The 15,857-nt window shown below is 64.0% G+C and carries 19 protein-coding genes; 4 read left to right on the top strand and 15 right to left on the bottom strand.

What is annotated here, in order from left to right:
- Both xseA and AC4D1W_RS05940 read left to right on the top strand, forming a co-directional pair.
- Positions 1-1,317, top strand: a complete 1,317-nt coding sequence (xseA, locus tag AC4D1W_RS05935; RefSeq protein ID WP_490889533.1) for an exodeoxyribonuclease VII large subunit — start codon at positions 1-3, stop codon at positions 1,315-1,317.
- Positions 1,314-1,568 carry an exodeoxyribonuclease VII small subunit gene (locus AC4D1W_RS05940; protein ID WP_490889534.1) on the top strand — a complete coding sequence of 85 codons (255 nt, stop codon included), beginning with the start codon at positions 1,314-1,316 and terminating at the stop codon, positions 1,566-1,568. Before xseA ends, AC4D1W_RS05940 begins: the two co-directional genes overlap by 4 nt.
- 7 nt (positions 1,569-1,575) lie before the next feature.
- On the opposite strand, the gene AC4D1W_RS05945 is transcribed toward AC4D1W_RS05940, so the two are convergent.
- The 9 genes from AC4D1W_RS05945 to AC4D1W_RS05985 form a co-directional block, all read right to left on the bottom strand.
- On the bottom strand, positions 1,576-2,430 hold the full coding sequence (locus AC4D1W_RS05945) for a polyphosphate kinase 2 family protein (RefSeq protein ID WP_490898122.1): 855 nt from the start codon (positions 2,428-2,430) through the stop codon (positions 1,576-1,578).
- A gap of 35 nt (positions 2,431-2,465) precedes the next feature.
- Positions 2,466-3,683 (bottom strand): pyridoxal phosphate-dependent aminotransferase, encoded by a 1,218-nt coding sequence (locus AC4D1W_RS05950; protein ID WP_490898123.1) that lies wholly within the window; start codon positions 3,681-3,683, stop codon positions 2,466-2,468.
- Positions 3,684-3,760: 77 nt separating this feature from the next.
- Positions 3,761-4,735, bottom strand: coding sequence for an ABC transporter substrate-binding protein (locus AC4D1W_RS05955; RefSeq protein WP_490898124.1), 975 nt, complete (start codon positions 4,733-4,735; stop codon positions 3,761-3,763).
- Positions 4,732-5,481: an ABC transporter permease gene (locus tag AC4D1W_RS05960; protein WP_490898125.1), complete on the bottom strand. Its 750-nt coding sequence runs from the start codon at positions 5,479-5,481 to the stop codon at positions 4,732-4,734. Before AC4D1W_RS05960 ends, AC4D1W_RS05955 begins: the two co-directional genes overlap by 4 nt.
- Positions 5,481-6,191 carry an ABC transporter permease gene (locus tag AC4D1W_RS05965; RefSeq protein WP_490889539.1) on the bottom strand — a complete coding sequence of 237 codons (711 nt, stop codon included), beginning with the start codon at positions 6,189-6,191 and terminating at the stop codon, positions 5,481-5,483. The genes AC4D1W_RS05960 and AC4D1W_RS05965 overlap by 1 nt, the downstream gene beginning before the upstream one ends.
- Before the next feature lies 1 nt (position 6,192).
- The gene (locus AC4D1W_RS05970) at positions 6,193-7,311 is read right to left on the bottom strand and encodes an ABC transporter ATP-binding protein (RefSeq protein ID WP_490898223.1); all 1,119 of its coding nucleotides are present in this window, start codon (positions 7,309-7,311) and stop codon (positions 6,193-6,195) included.
- A 284-nt stretch (positions 7,312-7,595) separates the two neighbouring features.
- A complete protein-coding gene (rsgA, locus tag AC4D1W_RS05975) occupies positions 7,596-8,696 on the bottom strand; it encodes a ribosome small subunit-dependent GTPase A (RefSeq protein ID WP_490898126.1) in 1,101 nt (366 codons plus the stop codon).
- A 235-nt stretch (positions 8,697-8,931) separates the two neighbouring features.
- Entirely contained in the window at positions 8,932-9,381 is a 450-nt protein-coding gene (locus tag AC4D1W_RS05980) for an NUDIX hydrolase (protein ID WP_490889542.1), read from the bottom strand.
- Positions 9,382-9,402: 21 nt separating this feature from the next.
- Positions 9,403-10,365, bottom strand: a complete 963-nt coding sequence (locus AC4D1W_RS05985) for an N-acetylglucosamine kinase (protein ID WP_490898127.1) — start codon at positions 10,363-10,365, stop codon at positions 9,403-9,405.
- 72 nt (positions 10,366-10,437) lie between these two features.
- On the opposite strand from AC4D1W_RS05985, the gene AC4D1W_RS05990 reads away from it, so the two are divergent.
- Complete coding sequence (locus AC4D1W_RS05990) at positions 10,438-10,926, top strand: Lrp/AsnC family transcriptional regulator (protein ID WP_490889545.1); 489 nt, start codon at positions 10,438-10,440, stop codon at positions 10,924-10,926.
- On the opposite strand, the gene AC4D1W_RS05995 is transcribed toward AC4D1W_RS05990, so the two are convergent.
- The 3 genes from AC4D1W_RS05995 to AC4D1W_RS06005 all read right to left on the bottom strand — a co-directional run bounded on the left by AC4D1W_RS05995 (position 10,923) and on the right by AC4D1W_RS06005 (position 13,055).
- The gene (locus AC4D1W_RS05995) at positions 10,923-11,117 is read right to left on the bottom strand and encodes a hypothetical protein (protein ID WP_490889547.1); all 195 of its coding nucleotides are present in this window, start codon (positions 11,115-11,117) and stop codon (positions 10,923-10,925) included. The two genes, AC4D1W_RS05990 and AC4D1W_RS05995, sit on opposite strands and share 4 nt — an antisense overlap.
- Positions 11,114-11,740 (bottom strand): helix-turn-helix domain-containing protein, encoded by a 627-nt coding sequence (locus tag AC4D1W_RS06000; RefSeq protein ID WP_490898128.1) that lies wholly within the window; start codon positions 11,738-11,740, stop codon positions 11,114-11,116. The genes AC4D1W_RS05995 and AC4D1W_RS06000 overlap by 4 nt, the downstream gene beginning before the upstream one ends.
- A 67-nt stretch (positions 11,741-11,807) precedes the next feature.
- Positions 11,808-13,055 (bottom strand): MFS transporter, encoded by a 1,248-nt coding sequence (locus AC4D1W_RS06005; RefSeq protein ID WP_490898129.1) that lies wholly within the window; start codon positions 13,053-13,055, stop codon positions 11,808-11,810.
- 147 nt (positions 13,056-13,202) lie between these two features.
- Here AC4D1W_RS06005 and AC4D1W_RS06010 point away from each other — a divergent pair, with 147 nt between their 5' ends.
- Positions 13,203-13,697, top strand: coding sequence for an Lrp/AsnC family transcriptional regulator (locus AC4D1W_RS06010; protein ID WP_490898130.1), 495 nt, complete (start codon positions 13,203-13,205; stop codon positions 13,695-13,697).
- A 22-nt stretch (positions 13,698-13,719) separates the two neighbouring features.
- On the opposite strand, the gene AC4D1W_RS06015 is transcribed toward AC4D1W_RS06010, so the two are convergent.
- The 3 genes from AC4D1W_RS06015 to AC4D1W_RS06025 are packed head-to-tail and all read right to left on the bottom strand — an operon-like array spanning position 13,720 to position 15,844.
- Positions 13,720-13,923: a hypothetical protein gene (locus AC4D1W_RS06015; protein WP_490898131.1), complete on the bottom strand. Its 204-nt coding sequence runs from the start codon at positions 13,921-13,923 to the stop codon at positions 13,720-13,722.
- An 18-nt stretch (positions 13,924-13,941) separates the two neighbouring features.
- Positions 13,942-14,925 (bottom strand): aminoglycoside phosphotransferase family protein, encoded by a 984-nt coding sequence (locus AC4D1W_RS06020; RefSeq protein ID WP_490898132.1) that lies wholly within the window; start codon positions 14,923-14,925, stop codon positions 13,942-13,944.
- Positions 14,926-14,938: 13 nt separating this feature from the next.
- Entirely contained in the window at positions 14,939-15,844 is a 906-nt protein-coding gene (locus AC4D1W_RS06025) for a hypothetical protein (protein ID WP_490898133.1), read from the bottom strand.
- Between the last annotated feature and the right edge of the window lie 13 nt (positions 15,845-15,857).

Here is a 15,857-nt window from a genome sequence, read left to right on the forward strand (position 1 = left end):
ATGAACCACGACGGCGCGCAACAGGGCACCGTGGTCGCAGCTGACCCGCCCGGCCCTGGCGATCCCTCTACCCTTCCGGAGACGGCGGCTGAAACTTCCGCTGATCATCCCTGGCCGCTTCACGTGCTCTCCGAGAAGCTGAAGGCCCACATCGAGCGGGCCCCTGCCGCCTGGGTCGAAGGACAGGTCATCGAGCTCAATAAGCGGGGGACAATGTGCTTCGTCACCCTGCGCGATGTCGACGCCGAGATTTCCCTGTCGCTGACCGTTTGGGGCAGTGTCATGGATCGTCTTGCTATGCCGCTGGAGCGTGGTTCCCGGGTTGTCGCCCGGCTGAAGGCGGACTTCTGGGTCAAGACCGGACGCCTGTCGATGCAGGCGTGGGACATCCGTCCCGTCGGCCTGGGGGATCTGCTCGCGCGGATCGAACGTCTTCGCCAGGCGCTTGCAGCTGAAGGACTCTTCGCAGCTCACCGCAAACGTCCGCTTCCGGCTCTGCCGCATCGAATCGGGCTCATTACGGGGCGGGATTCGGACGCCGAAAATGACGTTCTCCGGAACGCGCGCCTGCGCTGGCCCGCCGTGGAGTTTGAGATTCGCCAGGTCGCCGTTCAGGGAGTGAACGCTGTCGCGCAGATCCGCTCGGCACTGGCGGAACTTGATCGGATGCCGGAAGTCGATGTCATCATCATCGCCCGCGGCGGCGGGTCCCTGGAGGACCTTCTTGCCTTCAGCAACGAGGACCTCGTGCGGGCTGTATCGGCGGCCACCACGCCCGTAGTCAGCGCGATCGGCCACGAGGCCGATCATCCACTGCTGGACGACGTCGCAGACCTCCGGGCGTCCACCCCCACGGACGCCGCAAAACGGGTTGTGCCCGATGTCACCGAAGAACTGCAGCGTATCCGCCAGGCGCGGGCGCAGCTTTCACGCTGCGTGGACCAGCTCATGGCGCGCGAAACGGAGCGGCTGGCACATCTGCGGTCGCGTCCCGTCCTTGCCCAACCCGCCGGAATGGTGAGCGTCCGTCATGAGGACCTCGTACGGCTCCGCAACCGCAGCACCATGGCAATAGAGGGCGCAGTCGCCAGGGAAGCTGATCGCGTGTCCCACCTTCGCGCGCACGTGCGGTCGCTCTCACCCCAGAACACCCTCGACCGCGGATATGCGGTGGTACAGAACGAGCACGGCGAAGTGGTGAGGAGCCCTGATCAGGCGCCTCCGGAGTCTCTGTTGGCCATCAGGGTTGCCGGCGGAAGACTTAGCGCCCGATCGGAATCGATCCCGGGATCATCCCAGAGTAAGGACCAGATATGACCGAGAACGCGACGAACGTCACCCCTCCCGCCACAGAAGTGGCAGACCTGAGCTACGAGGAGGCGCGCGAACAGCTGGTCAAAGTAGTGAGCCAGCTGGAGGCGGGCGGAGTCAGCCTTGAGCAGTCACTTGCGCTGTGGGAACGCGGCGAGTCTCTCGCCGACCATTGCGAACAATGGCTCGAGGGAGCCCGAAAGCGCCTCGCCGCAGCGCGGGACCAGACCGAGCCCCAGGGCACGCCGCAGGACTGAATGTCCCTCAGGTAGCCGCTAGCTTGGCTTTCTCAGCGGCCACGTCGAACGTGGCTTTCGGCCAACTGAGCTGCATGTCGGCAAGGGTATCGGTCAGTAACTGCTGGACGGCTATCCGCGCGTACCACTTGTGATCCGCGGGCACCACGAACCACGGCGCGTCCGGGGTGCTCGTCTGTTCGATGGCTATCTGGTAGGCGTGCTGATATTCATCCCACAGAGCGCGCTCGGCCAGGTCGCCCGGGTTGTACTTCCAGTGCTTGTCCTTGCGTTCCAGCCGCTTGGCCAAACGTTCCTTCTGCTCGTCCTCGCTCAGGTGGAGCATCACCTTGATCACACGGGTTCCGGAATTCTGGAGGCCTGCCTCAAATTCCCGGATTTGCCCATACCGTTCCTCAAGAACCGCCGGCTCGGCGAGCTTGCGCACTCTGTGGATCAAGACGTCTTCATAGTGCGACCGGTCAAAAACACCGATCATTCCGGGGCCGGGTAGCTCCCTCCGCACCCGCCAGAGGAAGTCGTGTCTATTCTCCTCCTCGGTGGGAGCCTTGAAGGCGTGATGCTGAACCCCCTGCGGATCCACGGCCCCCACGACGTGTCGGACAATTCCGCCCTTGCCCGCGGTGTCCATGGCTTGCAGGATCAACAGCACAGAAATCGCACTGCCGAAACGGCTCTCCGCGAAGAGCTTCTCCTGCAATTCGGACAGCTCCTTCGTGCCCGCAGCTAGCCGTGCCTTCCCGTCCTGCTTCCCACCATCGAATCCCGGCGTGGAAGCAGGATCGATGAGCGCAAGGTCGATATCAGGCCCTGCGAGAAGCAACTTGGTGGGAGAAACGCTGAATTCGGGAACAACGTGCATGGGTCCTCCTCGTTGAGATGCGCTTAGGGTGCCGGTCAGGGCTTGTACGTGCTGAGGAACTCCGCGAGGCGACCGATCGCGTCCTCAATGTCCTTGACGCTCGGCAGTGTAACCATGCGGAAGTGATCCGGATTGATCCAGTTGAACGCAGTGCCGTGCGAAATCAGGATTTTCTGCTGCTTAAGCAGGTCCAGCGCGAACTGCTCATCGTTCTTGATCGGGTAGACCTCTGGATCAAGTCGCGGGAAGAGATACAGTGCGCCCTGCGCCAGTTCACAGGAAACTCCCGGGATGGCGTTGAGCAACTCGTAGGCCTTGTCCCGCTGCTCACGGAGCCGTCCTCCCGGCAGGATGAGGTCATTGATGCTCTGGTACCCGCCGAGAGCAGTCTGAATAGCGTGCTGCGCGGGCACATTAGCGCAAAGACGCATGTTCGCCAGCAGGTTGATGCCCTCAATGTAGTCCGCAGCACGATGCTTGGGCCCGGAGATGGCCATCCAGCCGCTACGGAAACCCGCGATGCGATAAGCCTTGGACAATCCACTGAAGGTCAGGCAAAGGACGTCGTCGCCAGTCACCGACGCGGCGTTCACATGGACGGCGTCGTCGTACAGGATCTTCTCGTAGATCTCGTCCGCGAAGATGATGAGGTCGTGGCGGCGGGCAAGGTCCACAATCTGCTCGATCACCGAGCGAGGGTACACGGCACCCGTGGGATTGTTCGGGTTGATCAGTACGATGCCCCGGGTCTGCGGGTTGATCTTCGACTCGATGTCGTCGACGTCCGGCCACCAGGAATTGCTCTCGTCACACAGGTAATGCACTGCGGTTCCGCCGGCCAGGCTGACTGATGCTGTCCAGAGCGGGTAGTCCGGCGTCGGTACCAGGACCTCTTCCCCGTTATTCAGAAGCGCCTGCAGGGACAGCGTGATCAGCTCGCTGACGCCGTTCCCGAGGTAGACGTCGTCAACATCGATGTTCTGGATTGCGCGGCTTTGGTAGTACTGGACCACTGCGGTGCGCGCAGAGAAGATCCCGCGCGAATCGCTGTAGCCCTGCGCCTTCGGGAGGTGGCGGATCATGTCGACGAGGATTGCATCGGGCGCCTCGAAACCGAACGGCGCCGGATTGCCGATATTCAGCTTCAGGATGCGGTGGCCTTCCGCTTCCATGCGCTTGGCATGCTCAAGCAGCGGCCCCCGGATGTCGTAGAGGACGTTATGCAGCTTGTCTGATTGCTTGAAATCGGCCATTAACAAAGAATGCCATAGCCCGGGCCGCCCCCTCACATTGTGATCAAGGCAACGGGACTGGCCCGGGCTGCAGGATGCTACTCGCCGGCCAAGCCGTTTTCCTCAAGCCAGTCAGCAGCGGCGCCGGCGGGGTTGCGCTTTTCGTCGCCGCTCACTTCGCGGTTGAGGTCAATCAGGTCCTCCGTGGTGAGCATGCTGGAGACCTCATTGAGAACCGCCCGCGCATCTTCACCAACGGTGTCCAGGTTAACGAGAGGAACGACCTGCTGGGCGATGAAGTTGTTCGCGGGGTCTTCCAGCACTACAAGGTCGTTATCAGCAATCGACGGCGTGGTGGTGTAGATGTCGGCGACCTGGATGGTGTCGTTCAGCAGTGCTTCGAGCGTCACTGCGCCACCGCCGTCGTTGATTGCCTCGAAGGACTTCGGAACGCAGTCGTAATTTTCCTGCAGGCCGGGCAGGCCATACGCGCGCTCGGCGAAGGTGCTCGGTGCACCGATGACGAGTTCGTCACAGACGGCAGCCATGTCCTCGATTGAGGCCAGTCCATACTCCTCAGCCGTGGCAGCGGTGACCACCATGGCGTCCTTGTTCTCGGCTGACGAGGCTTCCAGTACGCCCAGGTTCGCGTCCGGCGAGTTGGCAGCCAGCGCGTCAGGCAGCGCCGCCATGATGTCTTCAGCTGATTCAGCGGTCGCTTCCGGATCGGCGAAGAGGAGCAGATTGCCGCTGTAGTCGGGGACAATATCGACTGATCCGTCGACGACGGCGGTGAAGTAGATCTCGCGCGAACCGATGTTGAGCTGGGTGTCAGCTTCGATGCCCGCTCCGTTGAGCGCGCCGGCATAAATTTCGGCGACTATCTGGCTTTCAGGGAAGTCGGCCGAGCCGACAGTCAGTGGTCCACTGCTGCTGCCCCCGGTTGCTTCAGTCTCGGTTCCCCCCTGTGGGTCTGAATTCGCACCGCAGCCTGTCATGGCAAGCGCCACGGACAACCCGGCGGTCATCCCGAGTAGGCCGCGCCGGAAGCTGCGCATAGATGTTGTGATCATGGTGTTCCTCCTTGTGAACTGACGTGGGCTTCCTGCCCACCGGTCTTTGTCGGTTCCGCCGGTACGCGGGATGTCCGCAGGCCCGGCGATACAGCAAATCGTTGAAGCAGCGCCATAACGCCGTCGACGGCGATGGCGACGACGGCGATCACCACGGCGCCCCCGAAAAGGCGTCCGTTGTCACGCAGCTGGGTGCCCTCGATGAGGAAGACCCCCAACCCTCCGAGGTTGATGAAGGCGACGACGGCGGCGGTTGCCACGACCTGCAGCACAGCTGCGCGAAAACCGCCGAGAATCACCTGTAGTCCATTCGGCAATTCAACCCGGAACAGCACTTGCAGTTCAGTCATACCCATGCTGCGGGCTGCGTCCACTACCGCCGGGTTCACAGAGGAAATTCCGGCGTACACCCCCGCGAGGATGGGGGGAATCGCGAGCAGCACGAGCGCCCAAATGGGCGGCATCAGTCCGAGGCCCGCAAGTAGTACGAAGAGAATCAGCATGCCGAGTGTAGGGAGCGCGCGCAGGATTCCGACGCCCGAGACTATGACGATCCGGCCCCTGCCGGTGTGCCCTACCAACATGCCGATCGGCACTGCGATGGCGGCGGCGATCAGAATAGTGAGTCCGGTATAGCCCAGGTGTTCGACGATCCGGACCGGGATTCCCCTCGCTCCGCTCCAGTTCGGTGGGAAGGTGAGCCACTCGTGCATCTGGATAAGGAGATTGCTGCTCGAGTAATCCATCAGGTGACTTTTCCTGCCCGTGAGGCGTCAGCCGCGAGGTTCGCGTCATTCGTCAGGGCCATTGGACCGGGCGTCTTCACCGTGCGCGTCCAGGGTGTAAGCATCCGTTCGAGCAGCACCAGCAGCAGGTCCATGATCAGGGCCAGCACCAGCGTCACCACGATCCCGATCACGATCGGCGTCGGGAAGGATCGGAACAGACCGTCAGTGAACAGTGTTCCGAGACTCGGAATGCCGATCAGGGCTCCCACACTGACCAGCGATATGTTGGTCACCGAAATGACCCGCAGACCTGCAAACAGGACGGGCACGGATAGCGGGAGGTCCACGGTGAGGAAACGGCGCAGCGGCGTGAACCCCATCGCTACCGCGGCCTGACGGACGCCGTCGTCAATTGAGTTGAGCGCATCCAGGGTTGAGCGAACCAGCAGCGCCACTGCGTAGATGGTCAGCGCGACGATGACGTTCACCATGTCGAGGACCCGCGTGCCGAGAATCAGCGGCAGCAGGACGAACATCGCCAGCGAAGGCACGGTATACAGCAGGGCGGAGGTTGTGAGTATCACTCCCCCAAGCGGTTTGTTGAGCCTTGCTGCCTGCGCCACGGGAACGGCGATGGCAACACCGAACACCAGAGGAAGAATCGCCTGGATCAGGTGGTATCCCGTCAGCTCCGCGATGTAGGAGAAGTTGTCAATGAACCACTCCACGTCAGACCGCCGTGTTGTGGTCGGCGCGACCGCGGTTCAGGCGTGCTTCCTCAATGAGCTCAAGCACCTCGGCCGCCTGGACCGCCCCGAGCACCCGGCCGGCGTCATCGACGGTCACGCCGAGTCCGGATGGCGCTGACAACGCGGCATCGAGGGCCCGGCGCAGCGAGTCGCCGCGGCGGTAGAGGGACCCGCCGGGCACGAGGTCGCCGGCCGAGCGAATGCTGTGGCGCATGGCCTGCGGCACCCACCCCTGTGGACATCCGTCGTCGTCTACAGCCAGCGTCCAGGAGGAATCAACTGTGACGCTCGAATCCCCGAGCCTGCTCACCCTCACGGTTTCGACCGGGTGGACGGGCACGCTGTCGCCGGGCTGGAAAGACAGGCGGCGGAAACCGCGGTCCCTGCCGACGAAGCCGGCCACGAAATCATCCACCGGCGCGCGCAGGATTTCTTCGGGCGCCGCGTACTGGGCCAGCCGCCCGCCCGTGGCGAAGACTGCAACCTTGTCACCGAGCACGGTCGCTTCGTCGATGTCATGGGTGACGAAGACGATGGTTTTGGCTAGATCGCGCTGGAGCCGCAGCAGTTCCTCCTGCAGTTCGTGACGCACCACGGGGTCGACGGCGCTGAAGGGCTCGTCCATCAGCAGGATCGGCGGGTCTGCCGCGAGCGCGCGTGCCACCCCTACACGCTGCTGCTGACCGCCTGACAACTGTCCCGGGTACCGCTTCCCCAACGCCGGAGCCAGCCCAACGACATCGAGGAGTTCAGCCGCGCGCTTCCCCGCGGTCGACTTCGGCACGCCATTCAGCCGGGGCACGGTCATGATGTTGTCCAGCACAGTGCGGTGCGGCAGCAGGCCGGAAGACTGCATGACGTATCCCATGGAACGCCGCAGCTCCGAAGCGCGCTGCCGCCCGATGTCCTGACCGTCGACGATGATCGAGCCGGAGGTAGGCTCCACCATGCGGTTGATCATCCGCAGGGACGTGGTCTTGCCGCAGCCTGAGGGGCCCACAAGGACCGTGATCGCTCCGCGATCGATGTCCATGCTGAGATCCTCGACGGCAACGGCCCCACCGCCATAGTGCTTTGAGACGTTGCGGAACTGAATCATCGCCTTGGAGTTCGGGCTGCCCTCGACAGGGACCGAAGTTTCGCCAGTCATGGAAGTTATACCTTTCATCGACGTCAGGTTCGGCCGCGTGGCCGCTCCGTAGCGATCCTGTGCGCCCGGCAGGTTCGAAACGCTCAGCGGGGCCATCGTCCTGTCGAGTCTAGCTAGGCGTTCGTTCCGCACAAGCGCATGTATGGCCCGGATCTGAACTTTGTCTCGAATCGTTAGCACGGAACCGGTTCACGCCTTTCCCAGGCCGTTGGTGGAGGCAGCGCGGGCGATCCTCATCCCTCCAAAAATCGGTTGCGGTAGTCCTTGGCCATGACAGCCTCCTTCGCCATGCGGTGGAAGGACCGTCCGTACCGGCGCTGCTCCGCGACGCTTTGCCGCCGGTGAAGACTGGCCAGTTCGCGCTGCATCTTGCGATAGCTGAGCCAGCGGCGCTCCTCGAGTTCGCCGGCGTCGAGCGCGGCCCGGACAGCACACCCCGGCTCAGCATCGTGGGCACAATCGTTGAATCGGCAGCCCGCGAACAGTGCCTCTATATCGCCGAAGACCACCTCCAGCCCTTCCTCGGCGTCCCACAGGGCGAACCCTCGGACGCCCGGCGTGTCCAACAGGACAGAGCCCGCGCCGAGCGGAATGAGTTCCCGCGCCGTCGTTGTATGCCGCCCCTTTCCATCACCCGCTCGCACCTCTCCGGTGCTCTGGGCATGGAACCCGACGAGCGCGTTGATCAGCGTCGACTTACCCGCCCCGGATGGACCGATCAGCACCAGCGTGGTCCCGATGCCAATCCGCGCCCGCAGTGCGTCCAGGCCGTCACCTGCCTCGGCGGACGTAGTGAAGACTTCCACCCCGCGGGCACGCTCGACGGTCTGGGCCACGACCTCATCGAACCGGCTGCTCAGATCGGCTTTCGTCAGGATGACAATCGGCACCGCGCCGGAGTCCCAGGCGGCAACCAGGGTTCGCTCCAGCCGGTTGGCCGAGAGTGGACGGTCGATCGGGACCGCCACCCCGACAAGGTCGATGTTGACGCCGAGAATCTGGGGTTCGGACAGCGGATCGTGCGCTTTCTTGCGCTGCAGGGTCGAGTAGCGCGGCAGTATGCCGACGACGGAGGGCGGCGACGCGCCGTCGTCGTTGTTGCGTGCGAGCGCCACCCAGTCGCCGGTCACAACTGTGCCGTCGGTTTCCACGTGCAGCGGACCGCTGCCCGTGGTGAGCAGTACCCGTCCGCGGTCGGCTCGGACTACGCGGGCGGGTTCCAGGTGCTTGTTTTCAGATGGTGGGTTTTCCGATGTTGTGACGGTCGGTGGAAAAGAGAGGGAGAAGAGACCGCGGATGCGGTCGGTGAAGCCGTACTCGGCAAGAGTGTTCAAGGGAAGTCCTCAGGCAAGGCCTCCGCCCGTCGCGAAGAACCGCAGGAAACGGGGTCAGTGTGATCGCAGGCGGGAGGCGGGGGTTACGAAGGAAGTTGTCGTGCATGCAGTTGTCGTGCATGCAGTTGTTGGGCAAAGCGCAGCAACAAGAACCGTGTTCATAACGTCACCCCCTCCGGCGCCAAAGGCGATCAGATCGAGTGCCCGCCTGGTCTGGGCCTCGAACGGAAGAGTTTTATAGTAGCGCCCGGCTGGGACTTTGATAAGAGAGGCGGATCGCTTTATCCACGAGGTCCACGCGGCTCAGCGAGGGCACGTCGGCCAGCGGAATCCACGCCGCTTCATCGGTGGACCCGTCAAGTTCATGGACGAGCCGGCCCGAGACGGCATGCGCACGGTAGACGATCCGCAGCGCATGCAGGGGCCGGCCCGATTGGTTCAGGCGGTCCTCCGGACGGATGTGCAGGCTGTCCACCCCCAGGAGCTCATCGAGTTGGACGACGTAGCCGGTCTCCTCGAGTACCTCACGGACTGCGGCGGTCGGGGCGTCCTCGCCCAGCTCAAGCCCGCCACCGGGCAGCGTCCAGCCCTTCCGTCCGTGCTCATTCCAGTGCGCCAGCAGGATCATTCCATCCCTTACGACGACGGCGTACGCACCTACCCGGGTATCCCACTCCTGCGCCATGAAAGCCAGTCTAGACGCGGGTTACAGGCCGCCGGTTCGCAGCAGGTAGTCCACGCCGTAGACAGGATCCGCGGTGAGGAACCGCACCTCGCCGAATCCGTCCTGCGCCAGCCCCTCCATCAGAAGTTCCTGCAGTTTCGACTGATGAACAGCAAGACCGCCGCCGATGATGACGGGTCCATGGATGCCGAGAACAGAGGCGACGTCGTTCACCAGCCCGCACAGATGGCGTGCGCCGTTCTCGATGATCCGTTGCGCGACGTCATCTCCCGCCTCGGCCGCCTTGAAGACCAGATGCGCCTGCCCGGCCCAGTAGCGTCTGCCCGATGCTCCGTGGAACTGGGCAATGAGCTCTTCAGGGCGCTGCACCCCGTTTGACTGCAGGACAGACTCACCCAGAATGCCGAGCGGCTCTGCGCGGTTGAATCGATGGAGCGTGGCCCGCACCGCTTCCCTTCCCACCCAGTAGCCGCTGCCCTCGTCGCCGAGCAGGTATCCCCAGCCTCCGGAACGTGCCTGGCGACCTTCGCTGTCCACCCCCCAGGCCACGGATCCGGTGCCTGCGATCACCGCAATGCCGGTTGAGGCAGCGCCCGCAGCGAGAATCAGGCGCGTGTCATGGACTACGTCGATCCGGGCGTTCGGCGTCTGCCGTCCGATCAACCGGCGCAGGGCGTCGGCGTCGTCGTCGGTGTCCACGCCGCCGGACCCAGCCACCACGCGGTCTATCTCACCGCCCAGCGCGGTGAAGAGTTCAGCTAGGTTCCGGGCAGCTTCCTCCGGCGTGACGTTCTGGACATTGGCGCTTCCGCTCTTCGCTTCGGCAACCACTTCCCCCGCACTCCACCGCACCCCATGGGTCTTGGTGCCGCCGATATCAAGACCGACGACGTCGGCGGCACCTTCCGACGCTGCAGCGCCCTGTGCACTGTCCGGATTCCCAGGATCGCGATTCGAGGTATTCCCGTGCGGAATGTTTGCCATGAGCACAAGGTTACGCACCCGCCGGTAGGCTGGAGGAATCCCGCAGGACACCAGCGAAGCAGGAGCACCCGCATGGCGAACAGTGGCAAACCGGACGGCCTTGATCCGGTAGACCGTCGAATCGTCCAGGAACTGCTGGCAGACGCGCGGATCACCAATGCGCAGCTTGCCGAGAAGGTCGGCGTTGCGCCCTCCACGGCGTTACTGCGGACACGCCAGCTCACCGAGCGCGGAGTCATCACCGGCTATCACGCCGAACTGAACCTTGCTTCGATCGGGCGTGCAGTGCAGGCGCTGATCTCCGTACAGCTGAAAGGCCACAACCGCGAGGAGATTGACAGGTTCACCTCACGGGTGCCCGCCCTGCCCGAAGTGGTGGCTACGTTCCATGTCTCCGGCGCGGTGGACTATCTCATCCACCTCGCGGTTGCGGACACCGAAGCGTTGAGGGACTGGGTCCTGGACTACCTCACCACGGACCCGGTTGTGGGGCATACGGAAACAACACTGGTCTTCAATCGTATGGAAGGCAATGCGGGACTGCTTCCCGGCTCCGACTAGGGCCAGAGTCCCGAATGGCGCAGGGCTGCTCCGTCGCGGAGCCGGTCCTCGTGGGCACTGTGGTTGATGATGGCGTGTTCCTGTGCGGCGAGCCGCTCGCCCGTGGTGACAAGCCAGCGGCCGACGACGATGAGCAGGGCGTCGAACCCGGAGGGTCGAACCGGTGGGCACAGGCTGGTGAGCGTGGTCATGGTGTGGGTTCTTTTCGGGAAGCGGGCTCGGCGAACTGGCCCTGGATAATCGGGAAAGTATTCAAATGGATCTGCACCGCCTTGGCGTCCGGCGAATCGGCTCCGTCCGGGCGGTACTTTTCGAAGAGGTCGCGTGCAAGGCGCATCAGCTCATTGGACAGTTCAGCCAACTGATCTGCTGTGAGCCGCGCGTTGATGGTTGAAATGACTGAGGCATCGAGCCACTCCTCCGGCAGCACGAGCGCGCCGCGCTCCATGTAGTCCTCAAGGAGCGCTGCTCGGTTGTGGCTGAATTCCCGATTGACTATGGCGGCGACATCCCGTGTCCCGGGATCCTTTGCCATCTCACTGGAGTAGAGGTTGAGGGCGCCCGGCGGGCGCTCCCACCAGCGCTCGCGCGCTGATCCTCGGCCTTCTACTTCGCGAACCAGTTCGTGCCTGGCCAGCTGTCGCAGGTGGTAGCTGGTGGAACCGCTCGATTCCCCGAGCCGGGCGGCGAGCGCACTGGCAGTCTGCGGCCCGAACTGTGACAGCGCGTTGAGGAGCTGGATCCTGAGCGGATGCGTTAGCGCCTTCAGCGCGTTGAGATCGACGGTGCGATCGTTCGGCTTTGCTGACTCCATACAGGAAGAATAGTCCTGCAAAGGTATCTTTGCAACGCTTTGTTTGCAAACTATTCTTTGCTATTTCTCAACGGCTCACTCGGGCACTTCGCCAGAGGAAAAGGGCCATGGCCACGCACGCCGTAGCAACCATCACGGCGAAGACCGTGACCGCGGCCGTGAGGCCGAGCGCATCTGCCGCCAGGCCCAAGCCGAGCACAGGAACAGCACTTCCCAGATAGGTGATCACATAGACGGTGCTGATGATCTGTGCATGCTGGGATCCTTCAACCTGCTGCGCCACCGCGCTGAAGACGGTGCGGAAGGCGACCCCCTGGCCTACCCCTGCGATGACCAGGGCCGCAATGAGGAGCGGGACACTGCCGACACTGCCCGCGGCCGGAATCAGCGCTACACCGCCTGCCATAACGAGCAGACCGGACACACCGGATACCGTTGGGCGTGCACTGTTCTGCGGGAACAGCTGGCTTGCCGCCGAAGCCGCCAGCACCAGTCCGGAAAACAGGCCCACGAGTGGTCGACTCAACTCGCCTGCCATACCTGTGAGGTACGTCGGCGCGAGGCTGAGCGAGAAACCGAATACGGCGAAACTGAGGAAGCCAACGATCGCCGCAGACCAGAACGCCCTGCGCGCAGTTCGGGACACCGCGGGACGGCGCGGCTTCAACGCGGACAGCGGCCGGACCGGTGGCGCCGGCTTGCTCGCCGGTCGGGCATCGAGCAGTACCAGCGGAATCAGGAGCAGCCCCAGGAACACGGCATAAAGGGCGAACGGGAGCCGGGTCGGTTCGGGCAGCAGTGACAGCAGCCCACCCACGATCGGTCCCGCCGCAACTCCCCCGGCCGAGGCCACAAGCGTGAAGCGTGATGCCCACTCCGGACGGAGAGGCAATAGGTCGCGCAACGCAGCAGAACTGGCTCCCGTAGCGCATGCTACTGCCGCACCCTGGAGGCAGCGGCCGAGCACCAACATCGGAAGCGATGTTGCACTGCCGAAGACCAGAGCTCCGAGCACACCGGTCAGAACCGCGAGAACGAGCGCCGCGCGCCGCCCGATATGGTCCGACCAGTGGCCAACCAGGAGCAGCCCGGCAACGAGAGTGAAGACGTACGCAGCGAAGGCTGCCGTCGTATCGAAAGCACTCAGGCCAAGATCGGCGCGAATGAGCGGGTAGAGCGGAGTCGCAAGATTCGCCCCCACGAGCAGGGTGGCCATCACGACGACGGCGAGGCCCAGCCGGGTGCGGACGGAGGCATCCCAGCGGGGAGACTGCACGGGAGCAGGCCGCATACGCAATTCGCTGATGACGCTCATGCTCACCTTCCGGAGATACTTACCATTCTTACTATTCATAGTGAGGTCTGCGGGTTACTGTGGAAGTCCTATCGGGCCTGGCCTGATCATCGTGCTCAATATTCGAGGGACATCCCACTCCCCGATGAGCTGAACGAGGAGTTGTGCATGTTGGACCGAACAGACATTCGTCTCCTGCGCGAGCTTGTCCGCGACCCGCGCTCGCAGGTCAGCCAGCTCAGCGAGACGCTCGGCATGGCACGCAACACCGCCCAGGCGAGAATGCAGAGGCTGTTTCGGTCGGGTCTTCTCCGCCCGAGCGGACGGGAACTGGACCTCGCGCGCCTGGATTACGACGTCGTCGCGTTCGTCACGATCGAGGTCACGCACCGGGAACTGGACGGTGTCATCTCAGCGCTGCGCACGCTGGAGCAGGTACTCGAAGTCCATGAGATCTCAGGCAGGGGCGACGTCTGGTGCCGGGTAGCGGCGAAGGATACGCATCACCTGCAGTCGGCCCTCCGGTCGATCCTGCGCATCAAGGGCGTGATCCGGACGGAAACCGTGCTGGCACTGCACGAGCACATTCCCTACCGCGTTGAGCCCCTGCTTGACCGGTTGCTGGCGGAGAAGTCACAGGGCAAGCAGCAGTCCGAAGGATGACCTGGGACGAAGGTCCCGAAACTCAGCCGTCCTGGCCAGCTCCCGGCGTCAGGAAGCTTTCGGCCACCAGCAGCCTGCTGCGTGCACCAGCCCGCCAGCCGTCGTCGGACTGGCTCTGTCCCGGGTTTCTCGCTCCCGCGATGAGCGTCAGCGCCACGCCTGCAGCCCGGGCGCGCAGCGCCGTCGGATCCACCCGTCCTGCGAATGCCTCTTGGTACCGCACCACGGCCGCCGGAGCGTGGCGCTAACGGTCGTCCACCTCAGGCAGGACAGCAAGGTGGGCAAGAAAGCAGCCCAAATCGTCCACCATATGCCCCGGACCGACGCCGTCGAGATCGAGCACCCCAGTAACCTGGCCACCGGAAACCAGGAGGTTCCCCTCATAGAAGTCGCCGTGCGTCGCGACCACCGGTCCGGCAGGCGCCGTACGGATAAGTTCTTCAACCCGCGACGCGAGCGCTGCAATCCGCACCGATTCCGAGGGAAGCGCAGCGATGGCAGCCCTCGCGTAGTCGCGGACCCGTGCAGACCAGGGCAGTCTTGCCGGCAGCTCGCACGCCGCCTTCGGGAAACGGTCGAGCAGATCAATCAGAACCTGCGGTTCGAGCTCCCTCGCGCCGTTCAGCATCAACCGCTGGGCAAGCGGTGTTCCCGACGCGGGCAGGGTTACGACGACGTCCCGATCCCGCGGCCCGACCGGCCGCGGAGCCGGGATCCCCGCGTCATGCAGCAGTTCGTGCCGGCGGCGCAGGGGCCAGGCACGGCCGCGCGGCAATACCTTCACATAGCGGGTCTCCCCTGCCCCCTCCGCCCGCAGTACAGCCCGCCTCATCGGCCGATAACCGAGGGTTGTGAGCGTGGCGGTGCGAACTCCGAAGAGCTCCGGACCAACGGACCGGGCATCACACGCCCAATCCAGCGCAGGCAGCAGTGGATCATGGGGATGGCTCCAGGCCAGTAGGGCTATCCCTCCCGGACCGCGCAGTCGCATGGAGCGGGGAAATTCACCTTCCACGGTCCTCGTCGTGACACACAGGAACCCGGTCAACGGGCCGTTCGGCGCAAGGCACTGCACCTCGTAGATTCCCGTGACCCCTGCACCGGAGCGATGATGAAGGCTCCGCAGTGACCACTGACCCAGCCGACCGATGAGTTGATCCGCTGCCGCGGCGAGTGCCGGACCGATGGCGGGCCCTTCGAGCAGTGCGAGTTGGTCCGCCTCGGGCACTGCGCGCGTATAACTAGGCGCGGCGGCGCTGCAGGATGTCGTCCAAGTTCATCCGGGACGCAGAAGCCGTCTCGACCGTCGGCGCGACGGCACTGTTCTTGATCGGCGTCTTCGTCTGGGGCTTGGGTGCCTCCGGCAGATCCAGAGGGGCCGGGTCTTCCCGCTCAGCTTTCGGAGCCTCGACATACGTAGGCTTGGGCACCTCCACAGGCTGCCAGGGTGTGGAGGTGACCAGCTTTTCACCTGCTTCGGCAGCAACGGCAAGTGCCGCAGCCCGCAACTCAGCCGCGGTGAACTGGGGGGTGGCAACCGTGGCGTCCGCGTCGCGGTCCCTGTTATCTTCTTCCGAGCTGCTGTCTCCGGCTTCCTCGGCGTTGAAGAGGGTGGTGGGACGGCGTACCACCGGAGCCTCCTGGGCCGCCGGTGAGAAGGTCTCCTCCGTTGAGGCAGGGACCCGCTGCGGCGTACCTGACCGGTCGCGCAGTGCGAGCGTGCGCAACACCGCAACGCTTGCAATGGCAAGCACAAGCGCGATCACCGGAACGATTGAAGAGACCAGCCCGACGACGGCAAGTACCGACGTGACCAGCGCCGTTGCCAGTGCAACTGCGCCGACCAGCGCTATGGAGAGTCGGTCCCACCGGATCCTCAGTCCCTGCGCGGAGCCCAACACCCTCGTCGACCCTCCACCTGCCTGCCCGGTGGTTGCTGGTCCGGAGGCGGACCGGGAATCGTCGGCGGCGGACATGGTCATGACGCTCCTTTGGAACACGGCGTCCCCGGATGAGATGGCTGGAAAGGCGATGTGCGCGGTGCCGGCGAAAGGCTGTCGGCTTCGCAACAGATACGGAGCAACCCAAATGAGCCACAGCCCGACGATAGCCGCCAGTACAACTGAGCTGTTCAGAGAGAAGTCCACTTACAAAACGTTA

The sequence above is a fragment of the Arthrobacter sp. TJ-170 genome, from assembly GCF_058269305.1.

Bases quoted from the DNA above. Each gene is read 5' to 3' on its own strand.
- AC4D1W_RS05995 (WP_490889547.1), bottom strand. From the start codon at position 11,117: ATGACCACGCTCACCAGCCTGTGCCCACCGGTTCGACCCTCCGGGTTC.
- AC4D1W_RS05960 (WP_490898125.1), bottom strand. From the start codon at position 5,481: ATGGATTACTCGAGCAGCAATCTCCTTATCCAGATGCACGAGTGGCTC.
- AC4D1W_RS05970 (WP_490898223.1), bottom strand. From the start codon at position 7,311: ATGATTCAGTTCCGCAACGTCTCAAAGCACTATGGCGGTGGGGCCGTT.
- AC4D1W_RS05990 (WP_490889545.1), top strand. From the start codon at position 10,438: ATGGCGAACAGTGGCAAACCGGACGGCCTTGATCCGGTAGACCGTCGA.
- AC4D1W_RS06005 (WP_490898129.1), bottom strand. From the start codon at position 13,055: ATGAGCGTCATCAGCGAATTGCGTATGCGGCCTGCTCCCGTGCAGTCT.
- AC4D1W_RS05945 (WP_490898122.1), bottom strand. From the start codon at position 2,430: ATGCACGTTGTTCCCGAATTCAGCGTTTCTCCCACCAAGTTGCTTCTC.
- AC4D1W_RS05980 (WP_490889542.1), bottom strand. From the start codon at position 9,381: ATGGCGCAGGAGTGGGATACCCGGGTAGGTGCGTACGCCGTCGTCGTA.
- AC4D1W_RS06010 (WP_490898130.1), top strand. From the start codon at position 13,203: ATGTTGGACCGAACAGACATTCGTCTCCTGCGCGAGCTTGTCCGCGAC.
- AC4D1W_RS05985 (WP_490898127.1), bottom strand. From the start codon at position 10,365: ATGGCAAACATTCCGCACGGGAATACCTCGAATCGCGATCCTGGGAAT.
- xseA (WP_490889533.1), top strand. From the start codon at position 1: ATGAACCACGACGGCGCGCAACAGGGCACCGTGGTCGCAGCTGACCCG.
- AC4D1W_RS06000 (WP_490898128.1), bottom strand. From the start codon at position 11,740: ATGGAGTCAGCAAAGCCGAACGATCGCACCGTCGATCTCAACGCGCTG.
- AC4D1W_RS05940 (WP_490889534.1), top strand. From the start codon at position 1,314: ATGACCGAGAACGCGACGAACGTCACCCCTCCCGCCACAGAAGTGGCA.
- AC4D1W_RS05955 (WP_490898124.1), bottom strand. From the start codon at position 4,735: ATGATCACAACATCTATGCGCAGCTTCCGGCGCGGCCTACTCGGGATG.
- AC4D1W_RS05950 (WP_490898123.1), bottom strand. From the start codon at position 3,683: ATGGCCGATTTCAAGCAATCAGACAAGCTGCATAACGTCCTCTACGAC.